General features: G+C 43.1%; 24 protein-coding genes. 2 read left to right on the top strand and 22 right to left on the bottom strand.

Going from position 1 to position 24450, the window contains the following annotated elements; genetic code table 11:
• Positions 1-32: 32 nt before the first annotated feature.
• Positions 33-929 carry an ROK family protein gene (locus SPIGRAPES_RS12035; protein ID WP_014271023.1) on the top strand — a complete coding sequence of 299 codons (897 nt, stop codon included), beginning with the start codon at positions 33-35 and terminating at the stop codon, positions 927-929.
• A complete protein-coding gene (locus SPIGRAPES_RS12030; RefSeq protein WP_041384662.1) occupies positions 917-1744 on the top strand; it encodes an aldose 1-epimerase in 828 nt (275 codons plus the stop codon). The genes SPIGRAPES_RS12035 and SPIGRAPES_RS12030 overlap by 13 nt, the downstream gene beginning before the upstream one ends.
• A gap of 67 nt (positions 1745-1811) precedes the next feature.
• Here the strand turns inward: SPIGRAPES_RS12030 and SPIGRAPES_RS12025 are convergent, their stop codons facing one another.
• From SPIGRAPES_RS12025 to SPIGRAPES_RS11920, 22 genes are all read right to left on the bottom strand, one after another.
• Positions 1812-2957, bottom strand: coding sequence for a helix-turn-helix domain-containing protein (locus SPIGRAPES_RS12025; RefSeq protein ID WP_014271021.1), 1146 nt, complete (start codon positions 2955-2957; stop codon positions 1812-1814).
• Positions 2921-3130, bottom strand: a complete 210-nt coding sequence (locus SPIGRAPES_RS17045; protein WP_155816731.1) for a hypothetical protein — start codon at positions 3128-3130, stop codon at positions 2921-2923. The genes SPIGRAPES_RS12025 and SPIGRAPES_RS17045 overlap by 37 nt, the downstream gene beginning before the upstream one ends.
• Positions 3131-3296: 166 nt before the next feature.
• Positions 3297-3821, bottom strand: coding sequence for a hypothetical protein (locus tag SPIGRAPES_RS12020; protein ID WP_155816729.1), 525 nt, complete (start codon positions 3819-3821; stop codon positions 3297-3299).
• A gap of 169 nt (positions 3822-3990) precedes the next feature.
• Positions 3991-5106, bottom strand: coding sequence for an ABC transporter ATP-binding protein (locus SPIGRAPES_RS12015; protein ID WP_014271019.1), 1116 nt, complete (start codon positions 5104-5106; stop codon positions 3991-3993).
• Positions 5087-6799, bottom strand: coding sequence for an ABC transporter permease (locus SPIGRAPES_RS12010; RefSeq protein WP_014271018.1), 1713 nt, complete (start codon positions 6797-6799; stop codon positions 5087-5089). Before SPIGRAPES_RS12010 ends, SPIGRAPES_RS12015 begins: the two co-directional genes overlap by 20 nt.
• A gap of 80 nt (positions 6800-6879) precedes the next feature.
• Positions 6880-7908, bottom strand: coding sequence for an ABC transporter substrate-binding protein (locus SPIGRAPES_RS12005; protein ID WP_014271017.1), 1029 nt, complete (start codon positions 7906-7908; stop codon positions 6880-6882).
• Between the two features lie 117 nt (positions 7909-8025).
• The gene (locus SPIGRAPES_RS12000; RefSeq protein WP_014271016.1) at positions 8026-8724 is read right to left on the bottom strand and encodes a response regulator transcription factor; all 699 of its coding nucleotides are present in this window, start codon (positions 8722-8724) and stop codon (positions 8026-8028) included.
• A complete protein-coding gene (locus SPIGRAPES_RS11995) occupies positions 8721-9761 on the bottom strand; it encodes a sensor histidine kinase (protein WP_014271015.1) in 1041 nt (346 codons plus the stop codon). Before SPIGRAPES_RS11995 ends, SPIGRAPES_RS12000 begins: the two co-directional genes overlap by 4 nt.
• A 3-nt stretch (positions 9762-9764) precedes the next feature.
• On the bottom strand, positions 9765-10889 hold the full coding sequence (locus SPIGRAPES_RS11990; protein WP_014271014.1) for an ABC transporter ATP-binding protein: 1125 nt from the start codon (positions 10887-10889) through the stop codon (positions 9765-9767).
• A 372-nt stretch (positions 10890-11261) separates the two neighbouring features.
• A complete protein-coding gene (locus SPIGRAPES_RS11980; RefSeq protein ID WP_014271013.1) occupies positions 11262-12245 on the bottom strand; it encodes a serine hydrolase domain-containing protein in 984 nt (327 codons plus the stop codon).
• A gap of 94 nt (positions 12246-12339) precedes the next feature.
• Positions 12340-13173, bottom strand: a complete 834-nt coding sequence (locus tag SPIGRAPES_RS11975; RefSeq protein ID WP_014271012.1) for a MerR family transcriptional regulator — start codon at positions 13171-13173, stop codon at positions 12340-12342.
• A 350-nt stretch (positions 13174-13523) separates the two neighbouring features.
• The gene (locus tag SPIGRAPES_RS11970) at positions 13524-13754 is read right to left on the bottom strand and encodes a hypothetical protein (protein ID WP_041384660.1); all 231 of its coding nucleotides are present in this window, start codon (positions 13752-13754) and stop codon (positions 13524-13526) included.
• A gap of 162 nt (positions 13755-13916) precedes the next feature.
• Positions 13917-15833 carry a GGDEF domain-containing phosphodiesterase gene (locus tag SPIGRAPES_RS11965; RefSeq protein WP_014271010.1) on the bottom strand — a complete coding sequence of 639 codons (1917 nt, stop codon included), beginning with the start codon at positions 15831-15833 and terminating at the stop codon, positions 13917-13919.
• Between the two features lie 495 nt (positions 15834-16328).
• A complete protein-coding gene (locus SPIGRAPES_RS17040) occupies positions 16329-16475 on the bottom strand; it encodes a hypothetical protein (RefSeq protein ID WP_155816727.1) in 147 nt (48 codons plus the stop codon).
• Between the two features lie 324 nt (positions 16476-16799).
• Entirely contained in the window at positions 16800-17456 is a 657-nt protein-coding gene (locus SPIGRAPES_RS11955; protein ID WP_014271008.1) for a GntR family transcriptional regulator, read from the bottom strand.
• Between the two features lie 281 nt (positions 17457-17737).
• Positions 17738-18358: a class II aldolase/adducin family protein gene (locus SPIGRAPES_RS11950; protein WP_014271007.1), complete on the bottom strand. Its 621-nt coding sequence runs from the start codon at positions 18356-18358 to the stop codon at positions 17738-17740.
• Positions 18355-19596: a Tm-1-like ATP-binding domain-containing protein gene (locus SPIGRAPES_RS11945; protein ID WP_014271006.1), complete on the bottom strand. Its 1242-nt coding sequence runs from the start codon at positions 19594-19596 to the stop codon at positions 18355-18357. The genes SPIGRAPES_RS11950 and SPIGRAPES_RS11945 overlap by 4 nt, the downstream gene beginning before the upstream one ends.
• Before the next feature lie 22 nt (positions 19597-19618).
• Positions 19619-20419, bottom strand: coding sequence for an N-acyl homoserine lactonase family protein (locus SPIGRAPES_RS11940; protein ID WP_014271005.1), 801 nt, complete (start codon positions 20417-20419; stop codon positions 19619-19621).
• A gap of 176 nt (positions 20420-20595) precedes the next feature.
• A complete protein-coding gene (locus tag SPIGRAPES_RS11935; protein WP_014271004.1) occupies positions 20596-21240 on the bottom strand; it encodes a cysteine hydrolase family protein in 645 nt (214 codons plus the stop codon).
• A gap of 32 nt (positions 21241-21272) precedes the next feature.
• Entirely contained in the window at positions 21273-22601 is a 1329-nt protein-coding gene (locus tag SPIGRAPES_RS11930; protein ID WP_014271003.1) for a TRAP transporter large permease, read from the bottom strand.
• The gene (locus SPIGRAPES_RS11925) at positions 22598-23131 is read right to left on the bottom strand and encodes a TRAP transporter small permease subunit (RefSeq protein ID WP_014271002.1); all 534 of its coding nucleotides are present in this window, start codon (positions 23129-23131) and stop codon (positions 22598-22600) included. Before SPIGRAPES_RS11925 ends, SPIGRAPES_RS11930 begins: the two co-directional genes overlap by 4 nt.
• 97 nt (positions 23132-23228) lie before the next feature.
• The gene (locus tag SPIGRAPES_RS11920) at positions 23229-24326 is read right to left on the bottom strand and encodes a C4-dicarboxylate TRAP transporter substrate-binding protein (RefSeq protein WP_014271001.1); all 1098 of its coding nucleotides are present in this window, start codon (positions 24324-24326) and stop codon (positions 23229-23231) included.
• Between the last annotated feature and the right edge of the window lie 124 nt (positions 24327-24450).

The following is a 24450-nucleotide window of genomic DNA, read 5'->3' as shown; positions in this document are numbered from 1 at the left end:
AAGAAAATAGTTTTACCCTTGGAGGGAAAACGATGCAATACAAACTAGCCCTTGATGTCGGAGGAACTTTCATCAAATCCGCACTTGTTGATACAGAAGGGATGATAATTGAGAGCACCTTGGGGGAAAGCCCGACAAATAGTAACGGCAAACCAGAGGAGATCCTCGATTCTTTCAAGTCAATACTTGAAAGGAACCGTTCACTGGCATCATTTACGGAAGTGGGAATCTGTATTCCCGGTCCGTTCGACTACGAGAACGGAATCTTCAATATGACCCAGAAATTCACCTCGGTCAGGGGAATGAGCCTTAGTCCTGTCTTCAGCGCAGAAGGCCTTGAGGTCAAATATCTCCATGATTCCACCGCGTTTCTTCTCGGAGAGATAGCAGAAGGTGCAGCTAGGGGATTTGACAGACCCTGTGGAATAATGCTCGGCACTGGTTTCGGTTTTACCATGTCACACGGCGGGAGGATTCTCATCAATCAGGAGCAGAGACCCTGCTTCAGCCTTTGGAACAAGAAATTCAGAGACGGGATAGTTGAGGATACTATTTCAAGAAAGGCTATACGTGAACGCTATGCAAAGCTTTCAGGGGATTTTTCAATGCCCGATGTAAGGGAAATAGCAGCTCTGGCGACCGGAGGGGACAAGAATGCCCTTGCCGTATTCAGGGATGTGGGAGAATCCATCGGAGAGGTAATAAGCAGCTACATACCGAAAAAGGCCTACGACTTCCTTGTAATGGGTGGTCAGATATCCAAGGCATTTGACCTGATGGCTCCCTACATTGGGCTGGAGATCCCAGTATCAAGGGCTGCAAATATAAGTGATGCTGCAATCCGGGGAGTTGGGAGATACCTTGCATTAGGCAAGGATGCATGCACAAGGGTAACAACAGAGAAAGAGGCCCTTGCATGTTGGAGTTGAAATGTTCAAAGTGGAGTGCAAAAATAGATGAGACCTTCGGGGCAGACCTGGTATCCTTGAGGTATGATGGTCACAGAATACTTTTGGAACCGGAGAACAGGCATGCCCTTGAAAATAGTCCTTTCATCAATGGAAGCCCTATTCTCTTTCCTCCGAACAGGACAGAGGATGGTGTCTTCGCCTTTGAAGGGAGAGAATACCATCTTCCTGTGAATGAAAAACGATTCAATGTGAATCTTCATGGGGTTCTCTATGATGTTCCCTTCTCAGTTGTTGAGGTTACGGACAGGTCTGCAAGACTTGCCTTCGAAAACGAGGGGGGCCCTTACCCTTTCGACTTCAGGATTGAGCGGTTGTTTTCACTGGATGAAAACGGATTGACTGATACAATCCTGCTCAAGAACACTTCGGACCATCCCATGCCGTTCGCCTTGGCCTTCCATACGACCTTTGACAATCCAGACTTCTTCTCGGTGCAGTTAGGCCGTTCCTATGAAAGGAATGACAGGTACCTGCCAACTGGAAGAATGATGGCGCTTACGGAAACAGAGAAGTCCTTTGCCTATGGTTGCAATCCTAAATCCTTAATCATTTCAGGGGCATATGAAAGCAACGGTACTGAGTGCAGGATTGATGACTTCCTTTTTTCTGTCTCTGACAATTTCTCTGACTGGGTTCTTTTCAATGGAGATGGTTTCATCTGCATTGAACCGCACAGCAATACAGTGAATGCTCTTAATATCAGCCCTTCAGTTCTCAAAAGCCAGGAGATAACAAGGTTTTCTATGCGTTTCAGTAATATAGTTCATAGGTGAGTATCATCGATTCCAGGAAGGACTTCCCTATATTCCAAGAGAACCGTTAAAGGGGTCATTTAGAGCTTTATTTATCTTCAGCCCAGTCAAAGGTTCTCGTTACATCTTTAAAAAACGTCCACTTTCCTGTCAAATGCCGATATCTACCTGCTACGATACCGGGGCTGATATCAAGACTCTTTGCCAAAGCAAGTATTTCTTTCTTTGTAGTAAAACCAACAATCTGGGTATTGTATTTCTCAGGAATCAAGATATCCGCAGCAAAACGGTCGGCTTTCTGCTCTTCCTCATCAATACCATTCTTCTCGGCTATATACAGCCTTTTTTTCTCTCCATGGAGTATATGATAGGCCTCATGGAAAAACGAGAACCAGAATATATCCTCGCCTTTCCCTCTCAAGTTCAGCAAAATCATTGCCTTATTCAAAGAAAGCCACTTGGAAGCTCCATTCCAGGGAACCTTCTTGAGCTCACGGACCAATGCCAGGGCAACCCCAGATTCAGCACATATTTTGCGCATCTCACCGATAAAGACCTCAGGATCCTTTGCTGTCAAAGTGCGGATTACCTGTAATGCCTTTTTAAAATGTTCTTCGCTGAACGGCAAACACTCAATTTGCTGGGATTGCAACTCTCCCAGGCGAATCCATGCAGAGGCCGGACCACTTTGGGTCTCAAAACAATCAGAGCGTCGGGCTGCTACTTTCGGGTCACACCAAATGTCATTCCAAGCCTCTACACTCGAAACTCCATAGAATTTAAGGGTTTCTTGAACCAAGCTTGCTTTGCTGTTTTCACTTGGTATTTTTCCCCGTGATATCAGTTCATTGGTCGGAATTCCATGCAACCAATCAATCCCCTGTTCAAGCTCCTTGATTTGCTTGATTTTACTCAATTGCTCCCTATACTGCATCTCCAGATTATTCCACATCCGGGCAGGGACACCCGTTACCATCTCCAGCTTGTTCGCAGTTTCAAAAGTTATCGGCTGAATACCTTTGAGGATACGAATTATCGTTTGCTCTGTCAGACCAGTTCTCTTGGCAAGTTCCTTTTGCGTCATAGAAAGGCTTTCTATCACCTCACCTAAGGTCTCGCCTGGGGCAACTGCGTAGTCAGGAGAATATTCATAGATAGGTTCATTTGCACTAATGAAGAGCAGACGGTTGGGGTATTCTAAATCAACCGAAAAAACGCCCCTCCGATTTTCCAATTCATGACAACGAACAGGGGTACATGAGAAACATCAGCAAGGGAATCAGCTGCACGCAATTCCATGAGACGTCGCTGTATTTTAGCACTCATTTTCTGGCCGAAAGCCTTAATCATCTCTCGCTCTTCAGAGCATTGCTTTTGCAACTTCTTCGTCGTTAAACATACATTCATTACCTAGCATTGTAAATATTTGATTAAGATATCATGTTAATCCTTTTATATATAAATTAATACCAACCTTAAACCATAAATGAATTTATTTTCTACTCTAAACAAATTAGTTGTCTTATAGAAACCATGAATGTATAGTCCATACAATCCCCTATAAATTCATGTTTTAGAATGGAAGAAGTCTGTCAGTCAACTCAATAATGTTCTTGTTTGGAAAAACGTAGCTTTTATAAATGGAAGCGATGATAATTTGATAATCTTTAAAATCCTTTGCAAGAATATCCATCATTTCGTCTATATTTTCCATACTCACTTCACGTCCACTTGGAGAGCCCAGAATTATCGGCAAATAAATGCCTGTATGATGCTGAATCAGCTTAACATATGAAATCTTGAACACAAAAACGACTTTATGGAGTATTGCTCCTGACAATGACTTTAAGTCGTTGGTAAAAATGTAATGTTTCCCTGCACTTACATGTTTTTCATCCAATCCAAGCCTTACGGAATATGACGATATCAATTGATGAAGCTCCTCAATAAGTGGATTATCCAGCTTTACGCTTTCTATAACTTGCTGTTCTAGCAACTTTCTTTCTTTTTCTAATTTGTCGATAATCCTTTTAGTAGCCACGGCGTCAATATTGATTCTGGTGATTTCTGAATCAAACTGTTGTAGACTTGTTGTCACATTGAACAAATTTACCTCTTTACCTTGTTGCGTTTTCAGTGTAGCAATTTTTTCTAATACTGATTACCCAATAGCACCAAGAACTCCCTGCAATCGCGCAAGGAGTTCTTGGTATATGTAACTATTCTGTGAGTCCTTAAGCTTTCGTTTGCTACCCTTTTTTTATCTCTCAAGCAGGCAGGAAAGCTGAATTCGACACATCACAGACAAGAGATACTGATGATCCTTCACTAAACATCTGCATACCGGTGGTAAAGGGAATCGAGGCTTTGACGATTGCGTCGTTCTGCAGGAGCAATTCATATTCAATATGACTACCTACGAATATGGACGATACTACCTGGGCAGGGAATTGACCATCCTCGTTACTCAAATTGGTCACGACAATGCTTTCCGGCCTGACAATCAAAGAAGCAGGTTTGCCTACCTTGTAGAGCACATCAATTGGGCTATACTTATCCGGGCGCAAGGCTCTGGCTGTAAAGGAACCTCCCCCAGGAATAGCTGCCGTTAGATTCTCATCCCCGATGGCTGTCACTTCCAAGGTGATGATATTCGCCTGTCCAATGAAATCGGCCACAAACAACGATTGTGGGTTGCTATAGATTTCGAACGGCGTACCAATCTGTTCCACCTTTCCCTTATGCATGACCACGATCCGATCGGCCATGGTAAGGGCCTCACTCTGGTCATGGGTAACATAGAGACAGGTAATTCCCAGCTTCTTCTGCAGTTTGCGAATCTCGGTTCGCATATGCAAGCGCAACTTGGCATCAAGGTTCGAAAGCGGCTCGTCCATCAACAAAAGAGTCGGTTCCATTACGATGACCCTGGCTAAGGCCACACGTTGCTGCTCTCCACCGGACAGCTGGCTCGGGTAACGGTTCTCAGTATTCTCCAGCCCGACCAGTTGAAGGGCAGAGACAACCTTTGGCCGGATTTCGTCGTCCTTCTCACCCCGGGCTTTCAAGCCGTAGGCCACATTATTGTAGACGCTCATATGGGGAAACAAGGCATAGTTCTGGAAAACAAACCCGATTTCACGCTTATTTACCGGGGTGTTGGTAATATCTTTGCCCTTGATGGTTATCGATCCGGAACTGGGAAGCTCAAACCCGGCCACCATGCGCAGCGTAGTAGTCTTACCACAGCCAGAGGGCCCGAGAAACGTAACCAGCTCACCCTCTTCGACCGTGAGATTCACCGAATCCACCGCTTTGACAGGTTCACGTCCCTTCTGGAATATCTTTGTTACATCACGAAGTTCAAGCGCCGATTTTATCATAGGAAATCTCCTGGGTTCTATGGAATTTGGAGGTGGAAAGACGAAGCAGGAAAATCATCAAGGCATCTACCAGAAAGACGATGACGATCAAAACAATGGAGAAGGCAGAAGCCTGGGAAAACTGTAGCTCAGTCATACTTTCCAGAATCCTGGTCGTAAGTAACATCCAATGGACGGAAACCAGAAAGATGGTTGCACTTATGGCCGTCATACAGTGAATGAACAAATAGCGCATCCCTGCCAGAACAGCCGGGATGATCAAAGGAATGGTAACATGAGTAAATGTATGCACCGAACCAGCCCCCAGACTGAGCGAAGCTTCCTCCAGGGCAGGGTCAATCTGTTCCAAGGAAGCGATGACTGAACGAATTCCTGTCGCATAGTACCGAAAGACATAGGCAGCAACAAGAATGGACAAGGTTCCTGTCAACAGAATCGGTTTTTGGTTGAAGGCAATGATATATGCAATACCTACCACCGTTCCGGGCAGTGCATAGTTAAGCATACTGCTGAACTCAAAGAACCGTTTGCCAAAGAATTGCTTGCGTTGGACCACATACCCGATGATGACCGCAAGTGTGGAACCAATGACCGTAGAAAGCACAGCGATCAAGAGGGTATCGGTGATTGCTTTCTTCCCATGTTTGAACACATACACATAATGTTCGAGCGTAAAGGTATTATTGACACTCCAGACTTTCACAAAGGAACCCCAGAGGATAATTGCATATAAATAGAGAATAAAGACCACCAGTAGGGTGCAAACCGCTGTAATAAAGATGCTCAAACCCTGAGGAAGCTTTGCAAACTCCGTTCTTGCGCCGTTCTTTCCGGTCACCGACACATAGCTTTTCTTACCTAGTAACATTCTCTGCAAAAAGAATACGAGCAAAGCAGGGGCAAGCAGCAAAAAGGACAGGGTTGCACCTCCCTTCAAATCGAACATACCGGTAATCAAGAGATAGGCCTCGGTAGGCAATACCGGGAACGAATGACCGCCTAGAATCAAAGGGGTGGCAAAGTCGGCTAGGCTCGCACCGAAGAGCAGCAGGATTGAATTCCCGATACCGGGCAGCGAGAGAGGGATGGTAATCGTACCAAACATTCTCCAACGCGAGGCACCTAACGAGAGTGCGGCATCATCCAAGGTTGCACTCATCGTATTAAGAATTGCGCTTATAACCATGAAAGCCACCGGAAAGTATGTCAGAGTCTCCGATATCCAGGTCCCAAGGAACCCATAGATGGAAAAATCACCTATTCCCAGTGCTTTGAGCAGCATACCGTTCGGACCAAGCACCAACGTCAGGGAAATACTGCTGGTAAAAGGCGGCGAGATCAACGGCAGCATGGTAATCCCCCCAAGCAAGACCTTCAAGGGCTTGGGAAGCGAGGTGCGTGTTACCGCAAGCGCAAACAAATATCCTAGAAAAGTGCCGGAAATACTCACCGAGGTGGCAAGAATCAGACTTCCATACAAAGCCTTCATATTGTAGCTGGTGGAAAACACCTTCTGCAGATTGGCAAGAGAGAAGGATCCATTCACCATAAAGGTAGTTGCAAGAAGTCGCAGCAGAGGCAGAAAGATAAAAATTGCGAACGAAAGCCAAACCGCCACCAAAGCAGAAAAAAGTGCCGGGTCTGTTTTCATCAAGGATGCCCGTTTTGACTTGTAGCCATTCGTATCAAACATGACAAGTTCCTTTGTACCGTAGCGTTTGGAAAAGGATCGCCAGAGAGCCGAAGCCGGTGGCGATCCATCCATTGCAGGTTTTACTGTTGGATAACGTCAGCTACCCAACGTTCGACAAGCCGAGTCCGGTTCTCACCTTTCCAGGCAATATCCGCTTCGATCAATTTTACCTGAGACATATCCAATGCAGGATTGGTAACCGTTACATCGGGACGAGTGGGAATGTAGTTGATCTGGTTGGCAACCATAACCTCGCCCAATCTCTTTGAGGAAGCCCAATCCATGAGGGCTTTTGCTGAGTCGAGGTTTTTTGCACCCTTGATTATGCCTGAGGCTTCTACGCCATAGGTCACGCCTTCCTTCGGATAAGAAAGCACCAAGTCATACCCCTGCTGCTGAATATCCAGGGCATCGACGATGTAAAAGATTCCGGCCCCTGCCTGACCTGTTGCCACTGGCATTGCTCCGCCGGCACCACCTTTGGTGTACAGCTGGATGTTCTGATGCAACTTCTTCTGGTAAGCAAAAGCTTCGTCCTCACCCATTACCTTGACTAAGGAATAGATGCGTTCGGTTGCCGTTCCGCTGGTACGGGCATCGGCCATCTGCAGACTATTTTTATAAGCTGGATTCAACAGATCATTCCAGCTGGTCGGTGCCTCGAGACCCTTGTCCTTAAGGAAGGTTACATTACTCATGAAGGCAAGGGGAATTACCCCGATACCAGTCCAATAGCCTTTCGCGGACTTGAACTGAGTTGGAATCTTGCCGGCTTCAGCAGGCACATAGGTATCGAAGACACCCTCAAGTACACCAGCTTCATAGGTATCAGCCGGACCTCCCCACAGTGCATCGACTTGGGGGTTTGCCTTCTCGGCGATGATTCTGGCAAGAGCTTCACCTGAAGACAGTCGTACGAAATTCACACTAATACCTGTATCCTTGGTGAATTCGTCGAAAACCTTGGTGGCATACTTTTCAGGCATGATGGAATACACATTCAGCGTTCCACCTGCTTTCGCTTGTTCTTGTACACCAGCGGCAAACAGAGGTACCACACAGAGCGCAATCAGGACAAGCACAGACACAATCTTTTGCAGTTTCTTCATAACGTTCCTCCCTTTTAAGAACCGTAACGACAGACTGGGAAATTGGTTTTTCCCAGCGTACGCATTCAGTTTCACGCTATTATTAGGATATGTGCAAGTTACAAAACCGTAACAATCTCACTTGCCGGTGGCTGCAATGTCTGTCAACAGATACCCATACCCCCAACGGTTTAGCAGATATCTAGGGTTTGTCGGGTCCTTCTCAAGTTTCTTGCGAACCCGGCTGATGTTCACTTTTACCATCTCTGCGCCTTGGATCCAGTCTTCGCTGTTCCATACCTGCTTGAGCAAAACCTCGCTTGTCACCGGGGTATGGGCATGCTTTGCAAGCAGTTCCACAATTTTGTATTCGGTGGGGGTGAGGTTTACTATCTCCCCCTCAACCCATACTGTCTGGGTGCGAAAATCGATAGCCAAAGAACCTATTGCAATCGCATGCTCTGTACATTCGTTCAGTTTGGTTCTTCTGAGGATTTTTTCGATGCGGAGTAAGAGCTCTTTCAGATTGAAAGGCTTGGACACATAGTCTTCGGCTCCGACCTCCAGCCCTTCCACAATCTGGTCATCCCTGTCATGGGAGCTGAGTACCAAGACTGGAATGTCCATGGACACCAGACAAGGACATACTTCCAAACCACTTAGGCCAGGTAGTCCGATATCGAGGATTACAAGATCAGGTCTCCATTGCGTAACCAGACCAAGCACCTCATCCCCCCGATCAGTAGTTCTTGTTTCGTATCCAGCATCCTCCAGCACAAAACCAAGGACATCCAGAATGTCACGTTCATCGTCTACAATCAGAATTCTTCCTTTCACTGCATCTCCTTTGCCGGTAGGCTGAATGAGACCATGGTCCCCTGCTGCCTTGAACTGGTTATATACACCTGCCCATGATGGCGTTCAATAATCATCCTCACGATGGTAAGACCAAGGCCAAAACCATCCTGATACTCCTTCATATCCTGTTTTTCCTGATAGAATTCCTTAAATAAGGTTTCCCGTTGTCTGCCAAGCAGACCATGACCGTTATCGGTTACCGTTACAACAACCTGTGATTCATCCTGTGTTACCGATATGAGTATAGATCCTTGCCCATCGGTATGTTTGGAAGCATTGTGCACAAGATTGATCAGCACTTGTCGAATCCAGGCCTCATCTGCTTTCGGATGGGAAAGCAGCGAAGGAAAGGAGCACTTGATATATTGGGTCTTACTTGCAAGCATTGGCTCCATGATCTCAACAACTTGCCTGATCAGGTTTCTCAAATCGATGGTCTTTGACAGATCCGGTTGCCAATCACGCTCCAGTTTAAGAAGGGTCAACATGTTCTCAGAGAAGGCAATCAGACGCTGGGTATTGATAAAGATTGAATCCATGAATTTCTTCTGCCGTGCATTCAAGGGCCCTGGGATTTCCTCAAGAAGCACATTTTCAGTCGTCTGCATAATGGTAAGGGGGGTACGTATCTCATGGGCAAGTGTGGCAAGCATCAGTTCATGGGCTTCCTTGGTGGGCAGAGTTTTCTTTTTAGGAAGCAAATGAAAGAACCGGGCGACAGGATAGCGATATCTTGCCAAAAAGGCCGTACTTGAGCCAAGCAAGAGAATCGGCAGTGCCCCTGGCAAGGGCAGTGATGAAAACAAGGCAAACAGAAAAGGGCCGGCCAACCAGGTTGTCAGATTAAACAAAAGGGGTCGATTGCTGTACGTATAGCGTACAGTCATATAAATGAGTTGGAAAGACAAAGCGAACGTTGCGTCGGAAACGATTTGGGTTAGCAAAATGACTACAACATGCTCACCTACCAACTCAAGCATCAAAAGGCCGGAAACCAAGGATTTTCGATTATTCATAGACTACTCCTTGATTTTATATACATGGAACGTCTCGGGATGAAAGGTCAGTATCACTGGGGTACCGGTAGCATATTCCAGGGCATCACCTCGAATATTCGGGTGCAGGACCCTGAGACTGGTATCGCCAAACGTAGTTGTATACTCGAAGGATTGGCCGTTGAACAGGCACTGTTCAACAATGGCGGTATACCCATTTTCCCCTAAGGCCTCACGAGAGTCGGAAAGTGCAATGGTGATTGGGTTGATGGAAAGCAGTATCCTTTCGCCCTTGATGGGCAGGTGGTCACATTGCGTCAGGGGAACACTGAAAGTTTCATCATACAGGGCAACCAAGACGGAGGATGGTTCAACGGAAACGACACAAGCCTCGTAAAAGTTGGCATTTCCGATAAAATCAGCAACAAAGGGGGTTTTGGGGTTGTTGTAGATTTCTCTCGGTCTTCCTTGCTGGATGATTTTTCCTTTGTGCATGACCACTACCCTATCGGGAATGCTGAGGGCTTCCTGTTGGTCGTGTGTTACATACAGCACGGTAATCTTAAGAATCTGTTGCATGCGTTTGATTTCCGCCCGCGTCTGGATTCTTAGCCGTGCGTCAAGGTTGGACAGAGGTTCATCAAAAAGAAGTATCTTGGGTTTTATGACCAAAGCCCTGGCAAGGGACACTCGTTGTTGTTGCCCATCGGATAGCTCATCAGGAAACCGAGTCTCCATACCCACAAGATTCAGCATCTGGCACATCATGGCTACATCGTGAACGATGGCATCTTCTGAGTACTTTCTCGCCTTCAAACCATACGCTATGTTCTCAAAAACGTTCAGATGGGGGAAAAGTGCATAGTTTTGAAAGACCATGGGGATGTTTCGTTGCTCAGGGCCAAGGGAAGTGATAGATTTTCCCTCAAGCAGAATATCCCCTTGGGTGGGTTTGAGAAATCCTGCGATCATGCGCAGCGTCGTACTTTTGCCACACCCCGAGGGTCCTATGAGGGTAACGAATTCACCCTGTCCTATACAGAAAGAGACAGAGTCTACAGCCTGCACTGTATGGCTTTTCGTAAGATAATAGGTTTTGCTGACATCCCTGAGTTCCAAAAAGGGCGGAGTATCCTTGATTGCATTCATGTAGAGAACAGCTCCTCAAGGGAAGATGATACACCGAAGAAGGGGAAACCACCAGAAAAAAGACCAAGCATATATTGTAAGAAAACCCTCTAGGTTACTTGGATTTATGCAGTTCTTTTCTCCAAAAAGGTAAAAACAGGAAGATTAACGACAGCCTCTCACACGCAACACTTTAATCCTTCACATTTTACCTACCCTCAAAAACTTTTGGGAAATGCCATCCCTTCAAGATATCTAAAGGTCAGCCTGCCCATACCAAACGAGTTCGGCCTCACCGTTGGGACAAGGGAAAAACCGAAGGGAACAGAAAGAAGTCCCACCCTCTCACCTACTGTCAAGAATTGCCTTGGCTTTGGGAGCTTGCCATACTCTTCAATCCTCAAATATTGGTTCAATATGTTCCTTTATAAGTTCCAATCTATCTTTTGCATTTTTTACAAACGTAGAAGCAATGGAAATTATTATTTTTTTCTGTGTATTGAAATAAATCACATTCCCTCCATCTCCCATAGCTGCACAAGCATGCTCTTTCTCATCGATAAGCCACCACAAGTAACCATAGGACAGATTGAGTTTTTCCCATCGGCTATGTTCTTTTATACTCTCGTTGATCCATTTCACTGAAACAATTTGTTTTCCATTCCACATTCCGCCATCCAAGTATAACTGGCCTATCTTTGCCATATCCATAGCAGAGAGAGTAAGCCCCCATCCTCCTGTATTCACGCCAGTCGAGTCAGCAACCCAACCGCTGATATCCTTGGCTTTATTGAATGCAAATTGTTCCTCTTTACTATGAAAAGTCACATTACTCTTAACAGTAATTCCCAGTGGCGAGAAGACATTTTCTGTCGCGAAATCAAATACGGATTGCCCGGTACTCTTTACAAGAATACCTGACAAAATATCAGGCCCTATGAGGGGGGTGTATCTAAATTTCCCTATCTGTCCCCTACCTCCCAGTAAATCAAGCGTAAACGTTACCGAGTCATCACTTGTGAAATACTTTACGTAAGGAACAACGTGTTTATATTTATACGGAGCTGTCATTGTCATCAGATTCTCAAGAGTAATCTTCTGTATTGTTCTTTCTCCCTTTTTAACTAGGTAATCCGGGAAAAAAGACAATACTTTCTGGTCGAGACTTTTGATACATCCCTTATCCAGGGCAATCCCGATCAATAGGGAAACAATACTTTTTGTCACTGAATAGACATGGATCCGGCTAGTATCTGAGCATCCATTAAAGTAATGCTCATAGAGCGTCTGGCCGTCTTTCAGCACAACTATGCCTGCAATATTGCTATAATCCTTGTTTATTACCTTTTCCAACGCTACAAATTGTTCTTGATTCATATGCTTTTCCCTTTATCACAGAATGCCTTTCCACCCAAGCATTTTTTCTTGGTTCCTATGACTATATAAAAGTTGTGTGATCATATTTTCTGGCCTAACTATTTGATGCTTTCTTTTTGACTGGATAATAAATCTCTGTTATAAGCTCACTTTCCTTGGTAACTTGGGAAGGGTCAGTTACGTACACTTCATACAGGGCATTGCTGGATTCATAGCCTTCCCCTTCTGCCCATTCGCGTTGTTTGGTGTATACGGAAGAGAGGCCAGAATAAGAACCAACGAGAACTGTCTTCAAGCATAGCCCCGGAGAAAAATCCCTTGTACCGGTAACATACTCTTTTACGGGAATGGCAAATTCAGTATCCAAACCAAGTGGACTAAATTCCGCACTGTGAAAAAGCACCATTGGAGGAGCGGCTACAGTTAGATTGTCATCTGCAATTTTTCTGAATAAGGCACCAAAACAATTGCTGTATTCTTCAGAAAAACCATATTCCTGAATCATTTTTCGCATAGAGAGAAGGTACATCCTTGAGACTTCCACAAGTTGGATATCAATGCCTTTTAGATAGGACATAATTGATTTGCCTTGTTTCAAACTTGAAATATCATTACTCAATTGGTCTAACGTTCTTGAAATTTCTTGTTCTTTTTTCTCAATTTCATTTTTCTTTCTGGTAAGTGCCAAGCAGAGTTTTTCGTCCTGGAGTTCTTCTGATTCAAGTATGGTCTTGATTTCTTCCAAAGAAAAATTGTACGTTTTCAGCCGATTGATATATAGCATCGTTTCCAATTGCCCAATAGAGTAATATCTATAACCATTTTCAGGGTTGACTTTATCAGGCAGAATCAGCCCTATCTCCGCATAATAGCGAAGCGTCTTTGTGGAAACCCTACAGATATTTGAAAATTCTCCGATAGACAACATGGATTATACTCCTCTTGGCCAATCCTCTGGCACCTATCCTTAACGTACACCTTGCCCTAAGGGTAAAGTCAACACAATAAAGTACTTGATACTGGATGGCCCAGAGAATTGGGAACATTTTCCAAAAACCTTCATTGTTACATTGTTCCTTTCAATACAAAACAAAACCACTTCTTCTTGGCATGTTGTATAGGTTGAGGGAAAAGAATTATTTCACTTCCCCTATCCTGCCCCTCGATATCCGCAGAACCTCCCAGAGTATAGACACTTTACCCCCTTTCTCAGCAGTCGATTTGATCATCTGCGTTAGAAAGGATGAAGTGTTCAGAATGGATCAACCACTTATTTTGTCATATCCGAGGGAAAAACCATATTCCCTGCCCGGTTACCAGTACCTCCCCATAGGTTTCCAGAAGCCTTGCATCACTTGTGATGCTTTCAAAGTCGATAAAGTCCGTCCAAACAGGAAGTCCGGAAAGAATTACCATCACCCCGGCATGCGCAAGGGGCACCTCTGATGTAAACTCCCGCTCCTTGTAGGTAAGTCTACCGTATCCGCCTTGGGAAACTGTTTTGCTCACAAAGCCCACCATAACCATGTGTCTAGTTGAAATATTGGCCAGCAGTCTGAAAAATGAAGGAATTGAAACGCACCCATTAACTCGTACGAATCAATCGCACAAGGGGAAAAAGTCAATGCTAAACGGTCTGAGAAATATCAAAATATAGTAATACAATCAGTATTATTTCGCTTGCAAAATCAAATCACGGAAGACTTCCTCTTCCAATGGCTTCGAAAAATAATACCCTTGCACCCTCTCAATACCAGCACTTCTTACCATGGATAGCTGTTCTTTGGTTTCTACGCCTTCTGCTATCACACATTTACCCATTTTTTGAAGCATCTCTGTCAATAGTAAGAGCATGGAAGGCTTTGCCATGGCTGCATGAATTACGCTTTTATCCAACTTTACATAATCATAGGGTAGATCTATCAAAGCTCGAAGATTTGAATAACCTGTCCCGAAATCGTCCAAAGCAAAGGCAATTTTTTTCAGTGATAATTCGACCATGACTTCAGATACCGTTTCATACGATTGCAACACCACCGATTCAGTAATTTCAAACCCAATCCGTTTTGGTTTGACACCTTCCTGTTCAATAATATCTAGCAAAGTTTTTCCAATGACCTTCGATTCGAAGTCCTCGCTAGAGAGATTCATGGCGATATGGCTCAATGGGGAATTTTCTTCAGGAATTTGTTTGATGAATCTACAAACCTTGGCAAGCATGATTTGTGTGAGTTGCATAATCAATCCGGTCTGCTCTGCAAGAGTTATAAACTCGTCTGGCTTAAGGAATCCTAGGTGTAAATCATCTATTCTTATCAAAGCTTCGGCAGATACGAGTTGTTCAGTCTTTGCATCATAGATTGGTTGATAATATACCAATATCTGTTCGGTAAATTTGATGGACTCACGTAGTGCAGATATGATATTCATTTTCCGTTCATGGTCAACTGTACTTTCACGGGTATAAATAATGAGCGATTTATTGCGTAGCATTTTTATCTCAAGCAGTAATCGGCTAGTGGCCTGTTTGAACTCTTCCATAGTTTCTGCTTGCTGAGGTATGTTGATTACAGCCATGTTGACTTGAATGAAAACAGTCCTCCCGTTAAGGTCCCAGGGTTGATTCATTCTTTCTTTTATTTGGTCGGTTACAATTTTTGCAGTTTCGTCTGCACCGGATGGAAGACAAATGCAAAATTGATCGTCAGAAACCCTATAAACCTCATTAGCCCTCCCTATAGTCTTAAGAAACTCTGCTAGTTTCGCAAGCATTTGGTCTCCAAGGAATTGGCCATATCGGGAGTTAAAATATCTGAAATTTTCAATGTCAAGGAAAATTACTGCATAGGAAGATCTTAATCGAAAAATTCTGATAAGTTTACGCTTCAAGAGCGTATAGGAAGGCAATCCTGTCAAAGAATCAACTCTAATTGAATCCCGCTGCCCAATAAGATAGTAGAGCACCATCATGAAGGAGTTCACCATGACAAACATGACATGAATATGTGTGGCATAGAAGGTCATGAACGATATGGTAAAAGCAATTGGCAAAAGCATTGAGATAAACAGAAAGGAACCTTGCAGTTCTTTCCGATGCCCCAATGTTGAAAGGAACATTGCCAGACAGAAAAAAAAGCATAGAGATACCATGTAGTAGGTGCCGATGACCGGAGCCATATGCTCATATCCAGGATTGAACGGGTAAAAGCGTTGTTGTGGTATATCGATGAGAGTAATTATAATAAGCACCACGAGAGGAATAGCATGGACGAGAGAAAGCAAATTAACAAGCTTTTCATTGTCAATTACATTTATTGCATTGAAATGCATCCACATTCCCAATAAAACAGGGAAAGAAAGAAAATGCAATGCCCAAAGAATTCTACCTATTCCTATTGGATACGAAATGATATTTTCTCTACCAAGGCAAATTAGGATTGTGATGACAAGGAATATCGAGTAGGCAATCGCCAACTCGGCGAAAAAAAGACTTCCCCGATCTTTTTTAAGTAACGGGAATCGTAAAACATCGACTAGAATGGCCAACATAAGCACCATAGAAAGTAAAGTGGCTTCAAAATAATTCATGAAAAACTCCTCAGATTTATAAAGCAGTAGGAAAACCTGGCAACTTTCTTGCAATACTTGGTCCTGAGTAGTCTGCTTTATTCAGGAATCTCCCGTAGGCCCGAGACAAATAACATTGTCATGCATTCCTCACAAATAATGATAACAAGTATACTTTATTCCTCAAGGATGAGAAGGACATATTCCAAGTATTAATGGCTATTCAATATGCTCAGATAGCGTAGACTTGGTTATATTTCTGTTCGAAATATGGTTATTAATTGGAATATTTTAAAACCGCAGCGTCAAGGACCTATGTATAGCAAGCATTGACAGTCTGACTGGTTTCTTGATGCTGTGAAAGCCGTGTTTCCCCAGACCAATGGCATGAACTGCATGCGGACGGTGGAGAAAAAGCGCTTTAGCTTTTATTGATACATCCTAATTAAAGATATTGATAAAGCGAATGCTCTGAATCTAGGTCAGAGGCTTTCTGGAAAAGAACATTCTCGGGATTTACTCCCCCAGAGCTTCCGGCAACATCGCCAAGATCTCCGGATTGCTCTTCACTTCCTCGTATTCCGGGGTATCCAGTACGAAGCGTAATGCTTCCAGGTAATTCTCCCTCGCATTGCTCAACCCCAGCATAGACATCTGTTGCAAAACCAGTTGAGTCGAACTTAAACTCTTCAAGAGGATTCTTTGTTCGGAAACTACTGCAGCGCAGAGATAAAAGCACCTAACAGGTTTCAAGGGAATCGATGGTATCCCAGCTGTATCCAGAAGAGGTTGCACTTCTTCTGGAAAGCAAACCCCTCGGGGAAAATGAGCTGAGTGAAGGGCAGAGACAGCAAGAATCGAACCCTGTATCGTTAGAGGCGTTCGTTAGTAAAAATGACCATTGGACGCTTAAAAATAGAATTGGGGTTAGCAAAGTATAATATCTAATTGCCAACCCCAAAAAACAATGCTATTGACTATTCAAATTCACACGAGAATATTTGATGAAATGACCCTATTGAGAACATGGTTTAGATGATCGGCTATGGCCTTTTTCACTGCTTCTTCATCCCGATTGAATAAAGCCTCAACGATATCAGAATGCATGGCGATGGTTGCTTGCGATCCACCGACCATAGAATAGTATATTGATTTGAAACTGCTACTTTTATTCAGGAGGCCTTCCAGAATTTCCAATGTCGATTTTGTACAACCGGAAAGCTCACCGATATGCTTGTGAAACTCAAAATCAAGTTGCATGTACTCTTTTGATGAAGGGGAAACCTCCGCCATCCTGTCGTTAATACTTTTTAGAGTTTTCAGTTCGTCATCAGTAGCTACTTTACTGGTTCTCGAAGCACAATATTGTTCAATGAGTATTCTGATTTCATATATCTCAAGGACTTGTTCTTTTGATGGCATAAATACCGTAGCACCATAATATGGTCTATTTACCACAAGCCCCTCTGACTCGAGTCTTCTGAAAGCATCCCTTACGGGAGTACGGCTCACGCCAAGATCCTTCGTGAACTCCTCCTGGACAAGATGTTCTCCTGCTTTCAATTCACCAATTATGATTGCATTTTTTATCCGAAGGTAGACAGAATCAGCAACTGTCGTGGGTTGGATCTTTTGATGGTTCATACTCAATATTCATACTCCGTATTTCATGAAAGATATATCTCTTCAGCTCTAACAATCAGAAAACAATTTTCTACATCTCGTATCCAATATAGTTTTCTCCAAATAATCAATGTCTTAATTCCTCAGAATAACCTGCAGAGAATACATTCACTACTGATAAAAAGCCATCAGAAACATAGAGGTATTATAACAAGTCACTTACATACTGTAAATCTGCATAACTTTAAATATGTAAAGAAGTTTCAGCAAAACAACCACAAAGGACGCATCTTTATAAATTACTAAAAACCTTTCTCATCGTGATATTTCATAGCTTGGGAGAGCACCGATATCTGTGCCGTCTCTTCTACTAATTCTGCAAGATACACTGCCTCTCTCATCGTCTTTCCTACCGTCACTTGGCCATGACCCCTCAGAATAAAAGATTTCAGGTTTTCGTTCTCTTGAAACAGATTTACAATCGTCGTGAAATATTCTCGGGGAACAACATATGAGTGGGTATCGACCACAGGGCAAAAGTTCAATTTCTCCCGCGCATGATGCGTTGAAAATGCAAGGGAATCATGATCAGATGCCCATGCTGTGGCATAGGGTGAGTGACAATGCATAATTGCATTGACATGCGGCAAAGCACTGTATAGTACCCCATGAAGCAAAGACTCTTTTGATGGCTTGCAGCTACCTTCAATGACATTCCCTTCAAAATCGGTGACTACCAATGATGAAATGGCTATTTCATCGAAAGCAACATTTGTACCTTTCACGATCATCCAATCTTTCCCAGGTACTCGCATACTCAGATTACCGCCATCACTCATTTCATAACGGAACGAATACATTTTTCTTGCCGCAAGGATAAGAGAATCAACAAGGTCGGCATACTGAGAGATGATTTCCATCATCGTAGTCCCCCCTTTTCTAGAAGAGCCAGCATTTCGTTAGCACAAATATCTGCAAAATCCGGATCATCAAAATTCAAATCAAAAGCTTTACACACTATTTCAGGTTTTAATTCTTCATCGAAAATCACTTTCATTTTCTTGATAGTATCTGGTTTGAAGAAAAACTCCCCTGGTCTGCTCATCGTTCTCAGTCCACCAAGAGGCAACACAATCTCTGTTATCCCTTTTGCGCAATTGACTCTTTGAATAATTGTTCTTGTGATATCGAGGATTTCACTTTCCCAAAGCCTTGTATGCGTTAGATAATCCTTGGAATGCCATACAAAACCCCGTTTGTCTTCATCGTCAAAAAAATCTTCTTTGCTCAGACAGGCAAAGTCTATTCCCCCTGGGCAAATGAGACTGGGGATTCCCATCTCTGCAGCAGCAAGCAAACGATTGTTAGCTCCTTTGCTGTATCCAAGGCCTCCAAAATATTCCGCTGTCATTTCATGCAAGCATAGATCCATTACTGCCGCAATGTTGCCATCTCGAATCTGTGAATCAAGTACCCTTCCCCCTATACCGGTGGAATGGAAGCTGATAACATTTTCCCCTTTTACAGTCAAATTGTTTATTGCACGCATAACTGTATCATTTGTGATGCCCATCAAAGTTGCACCTATATAGTGCTTTCCATGCGTATCAATTTCGTGCTTTCCATATTTTACCATTCCTACTACACTTGCCACAGAATTTGCCAAGACGACTTCACTGATCGGATTAATGCCGGCGAAATCGACAATGGAAGGCATTACCGTAATATCCTTATCTCCAACAACAGTATCAAAATATCGGTTACCACTAGCAATAGTCGAACAAATGAATTTTGGAAACCCAAGGGGAAGCTGGCGTAAAGCCGCTGAACATATAATAGTGTTCTGCAATCCGCCCATACCCAAGACACCATCAATCTTTCGCTCGCTATGCAAGGTATATATCACTTTGGAAACACAATCAGACATAGATTTGATTGCATTGCCTTTATCCAATTTTTTGATGGTCTCCCAAGAAGATCCTCCCATCCTGAGAACATCATCTCTCGGGATATCTGCGGTAATCGCAATCAACGGAGGGTTCGGCCCAGTACTAATGTCTATTAGGAATGGTGTACATCCAAGTTCTTCAATTTGTTGTTGGACATATGCTACTTCATGATATTTTGTATCAAAACTAGCAATGACAGCAATAATGGTCACAAACAACCTCCTTATTATGCAATCAACCAAGCACAGGTGTATCTTTCACACGTTCCAGCATTGATCTGTCATGACACGTCAAGATTCTATCTTCACTCTGTGCCCGATTTTTGATCTTCTCAATGCTATGCCAGGTTTCAACGATATCTGCATATCTATTAGGAGGCGTAATGTTGTAATGAATCTGCGGAATCGGTTTCAGGTTATCCAGGATAAAGATGGCATCACCACAGATGATATAGGTACCCGTATTGGTATCTACCTCAACTGCTTGATGGCCAACTGAATGACCTGGGGTTTCAAAAACCCGAACGTTCGGGATTATCTCTGTCTCACCTTCTACCAAAGTCATCTGAATACCTTCAAAAGGTCTGACGATTCCCAATTCAGGTGCCTCATATGATTTGTAATAGAGAGGAATTGGGTTCATGGCAAATTCATATTCTTTTTTATGCACGATAAATTGTGCATTGGTAAATTTTTCCATATAGAAGCAATGATCCCAATGAAGATGCGTAAATACAACTATATCAATATCAGTGGGTTTATATCCAATTGTATCGAGCTGCTCTACGATGGACATTCCTTTTGGTTGATATGAGCCTGGATGATGGTATGTATCTGCTCGTTTTGTGTCAGCCATACCGGTGTCAACAAGGACCAACTTTTCGCCACCCTCAATCAGATAGGTGAAAACTGGAAAATCTTCCTCTTTATTTGATGCATTCGGATAATACTTGATGGCGGAATGATGATACAGATACAAGCTAGGAATCATTGTTACAAAGCCTGTGTTCATCGGCCTAATTCTTACATTATTCACTTACCTTCTCCCAAGTTGTCCCAATATATTTGTGTGATCTCAGTTTTTTGGAACCATAGTTACCTGTAAACTATGTATGTAAATCAAGGGTTGGTACGATAGCATCCGTATAAAATGTTCCATTGACCTAACCCTTGATCTACCAATACGAGAAATTTACGAGCAGAGCATGAAAATTATACCAAGGCCTTTAAAAATTCCTTGTAATTCATGACTTTACCAATCTTAGGGAATATCCATTTCTCACAGAAATCCTGTTCCTCTTGTGTATCAGTGGCAGTACAATCGCCAATAACGATAACCCGATATCCTTTGTCATAGGCCGATCTTGCCGTTGATTCAACACACCAATCTGTGTGAAAACCAGTGAACGCCACATACTCGATCTCATTGGCTCTCAGATAGTAGTCCAAGCCGGTTGAATGGAATGCATCTAGTGTTTTCTTTCCTTCCACCACAACATCGCCTTGCTGTGGGGTCAACTCCTTGATGATTTCCGGACCAGGTGTTCCCCGAAGCCAAGCACCCGTACCCCAGTCAGCTTCCATGTCGATCTCTATTCCACGAAGGCCTTCATAAGCAGGGCCACCTTTCTTCAACTCTGGGAACCCAGCATCAAACGGATGAAACGGACAGTAGAAAATCTTTGCCACCTTCCCTCTTGCACTTGCAAGCAAATCCTGAAGATTGGCGATCACGTTTCTCTCCTCCAGTTGTTCTTTTATGTGTGCAAACATCGTTCCACCGTGTGACAAAAAATCATTCTGGGGTTCAATCAACACAATTGCAGTTTTTTCCATCGGGATCCTAATTTCGCTCATTTTACTTTTCTCCTTTCACGAATTAATTTTATTTACATATTGTTTGGCAAATAGGTAACAAGAACTGGCACAAGAACCAGCAGTAAATCAACAGCAATAATTGCAATCAGATACCATGTCGATCCTTTGAAGATATCATTCACCGTAGTACCCTCATACCCTTCAATTCCCTGTAGTGAGGACTTAACCGTAAATACATTCATGCCAAACGGCGGAGTAACCATTCCAGTCTCAATTGCAATAATCATGATGATTCCAAACCAAACCATGTCATAGCCCAAATCCTGAACGATGGGACACATCAGTGGCGTGGTCAGTAATAGGATTGAAGTGGAGTCAAGAATACATCCAAGAACCATGAGTATGAACATGAAAATCAGGATGATACCAAGAGGAGGAATGGTAAGACCTTCAACAAAGAAGCTTATCGAATTAATAATTCCGCACATTGAAAGTGTTTTTGAGTAGGTGGAAGCCGAAATGAGAAGGATTAAAACACTCCCTGAGGTAGCTCCTGCTGATAAGAGAGTCTCCCAAATCTCTTCTCTATTGAATCCCTTCTTAAAGAGTACCAAAACAAAAGCACCAAATGCACCAATACCGCCAGCCTCCGTCGGAGTAAAAAAGCCTCCCCAAATACCTCCCAGGGTAACAAGAATCAACATAATAATCGGCCAAGGTTTCAGTACAATTTTCCAATAATTTTCTTTTTCAAACTCAGAGAGTTCTTCTACCACAGGAATATATTCAGGCTTTACTTTTCCTACGACCGCTATAACCAAAATAAATGCAAAGGTCATAATAAGCCCAGGAACAATAGCCGCAACGAAGAGCTTTCCAATGGAAACATCAGCTTGAGATCCATATACAATCATCAACAAGCTGGGAGGAATCAACATTCCCAAAATTGCAGAACCTGCAATCGTTCCCAAAGAGAACTTCTTTTCATATTTCAATCTATTCATTTGAGGAAGTGCAATTTTTGTAAAGATTGCAGCAGAAGCAACGGTAACCCCGGTAATGGCTGCAAAGATAGCATTCGCAATGACGGTAGCAATACCTACACCGCCACGTACTTTTTTCAGCATAAGCGCTGCTGCATCATACAAATCACTACTGGCCCCTGACAGATTTGCAAGCATCCCCATCAAAACGAACAGAGGGATTACTCCAAACATGTATTGTCGAACGGAACCCCATGCAGACTGGGACAATACATTCATTGCAACATTAATCCTGCCGGTAAACAGTAGAACAGTTGCAAAGCTGGTAATCATCAAGGAGATATTCAAATGTACTCCGCTGAAAATTAGGATCAACAGCAAAGCCAACGAGAAAACCGCAATAACAATTGGACTCATTTAGATCCTCCTTCACCTTCACTGGATTTTCCCGTAACAAGGTCATAGGAGTACTTGATTATCTGATTCAGGAATTCCAATATCATCAATACGGATCCGAAAATGATGGCAAATCTCCCTGGAACCGTTGTAATTCGGAAAGATCCTGCAATTTCAGCCTCATTGATATCAATTGCATTCAAGAAACCGGGAAAGCTTGCTTTAATTATTAATCCATAAGCAACTATCCCAAGAAGACAAGCAACAATATCGATAATATCCTTCCCTTTTCTTCCTACCATGTCATACAGGACAGTTGTCCTGACATGCCCTTTTCTCATCGAGACGTAGGGAATCTCCAAAAAACAGACAATGATGATAATGCTACTCACTATCTCGGCAGTTCCAACAAAAGGTTTGTTAAACAGCAATCTGCTAAGCACATCAGCAGTGATCAACACCATAATTACAGCAATCGAGATTGATGCAATACCATCCATCCATGATAGAAACTTTTCAAATCCCTTACTTATTTTCCGTATCACATCCATACACTGCCCTCCAATCAATGAGTAAACACCTTGCATTCCTTCAGTCAAAGGATATAGAAGTGGCTTCATCCTTAGTGAACAAAGCCACTTCACATCTTTATTTTGTATTTGCAGTGTTCCAGTTGCGGATACGCTCAACACCTCTTTCTTCAAGTAGCTGATAATAGCGTTCAACTATCTCAGAACCTCTGAATCCGGCATTATTCAACCGCTTTACCAAGTCATTTACAATATCGGGAAGAGATGCTGCCCATCTCACTTGCTCTGCTCTTGAAAGAGTAATTACTTTCCCACCCATCTTTACGACATCACTCAGATCTTTTTCATGAACTGAATTAATATACTTTGCTTCATAATCAAGATATCCATCACCAACTTCGGTCAAGATTGTTTGAACTTCCTTTGGAAGGGAATCCCACGTTTGCTTATTTACGGTAACGGAGTTGAACGGAACAACATTGAAATTGGCATCCAAATAATAAGGAGCAACTTCAGGAACCTTCAAATTGATACAAGAATGGGTGGGCTGGATTGTTGCCTGACAAACGTTCGTCTGCAAATTCTGGTACGTATCATTTAATGAAGTCTGAACTCCTGCAGCACCGGAACCTTCAATCCAGGCAAGATTTATGCCTGCGGCACCAATCTTCATTCCTGCAACATCATCAAGAGATTTGACTTCTTTGGTGGAAAAGAATCCATACGGATCAGATACACCAATACCAAGATAATGCTGATTGAACTTCTCTTCATATACGGTGGTGAACTCAGGGTATTCTTTATACATAGCCTTTACTACGTCAGCAACGATAAGAGGATCGGAACATGAGAACGGCATACTATATACCATGTCAACCAAAGGCAACCGCGAGGCTTCAAAGACGAGGATTGTGCATCCGATGTCAACCAGTCCATCTTGCACGCCTTGCAATTCATTTCCAAGGGTTATTACAGAACCACCATAGTTCTTTACCCAGTTGATTTCATAGTTTGTTTCGTTTTTAACACGTTCAGAAACATTTTTCACGAAGTAATCTTCCAAGGCAGTGATCCAAGGATTTGAAGTTGAGTGACCAGAACCTATTCTCAAGGTAATCTTCTTCTTTCCCTCTCCACCGGTTTCAGATGATCCATTTGCAAATAGTGCTAGCGCACAAAGCAAAAGAACCAGAACAGCAAAACCCTTCTTTTTCATGTGTTCTCCTTTTTTCCCCAATTTTTATCCAGTGGATACTGGACATTGGATACAATTTTTAATTCATAGTATCACCATTTTTTCATTTGTCAACAAGAATCTTTTCCTTTCCTAATTCTTTTTA

Origin of the sequence: Sphaerochaeta pleomorpha str. Grapes, from assembly GCF_000236685.1 — a bacterium.
Taxonomy (GTDB): Bacteria; Spirochaetota; Spirochaetia; order Sphaerochaetales; family Sphaerochaetaceae; genus Sphaerochaeta; species Sphaerochaeta pleomorpha.
The sequence above is the reverse complement of the archived record's forward strand: the minus strand, read 5'-3'. Positions and strand labels throughout refer to the sequence as shown.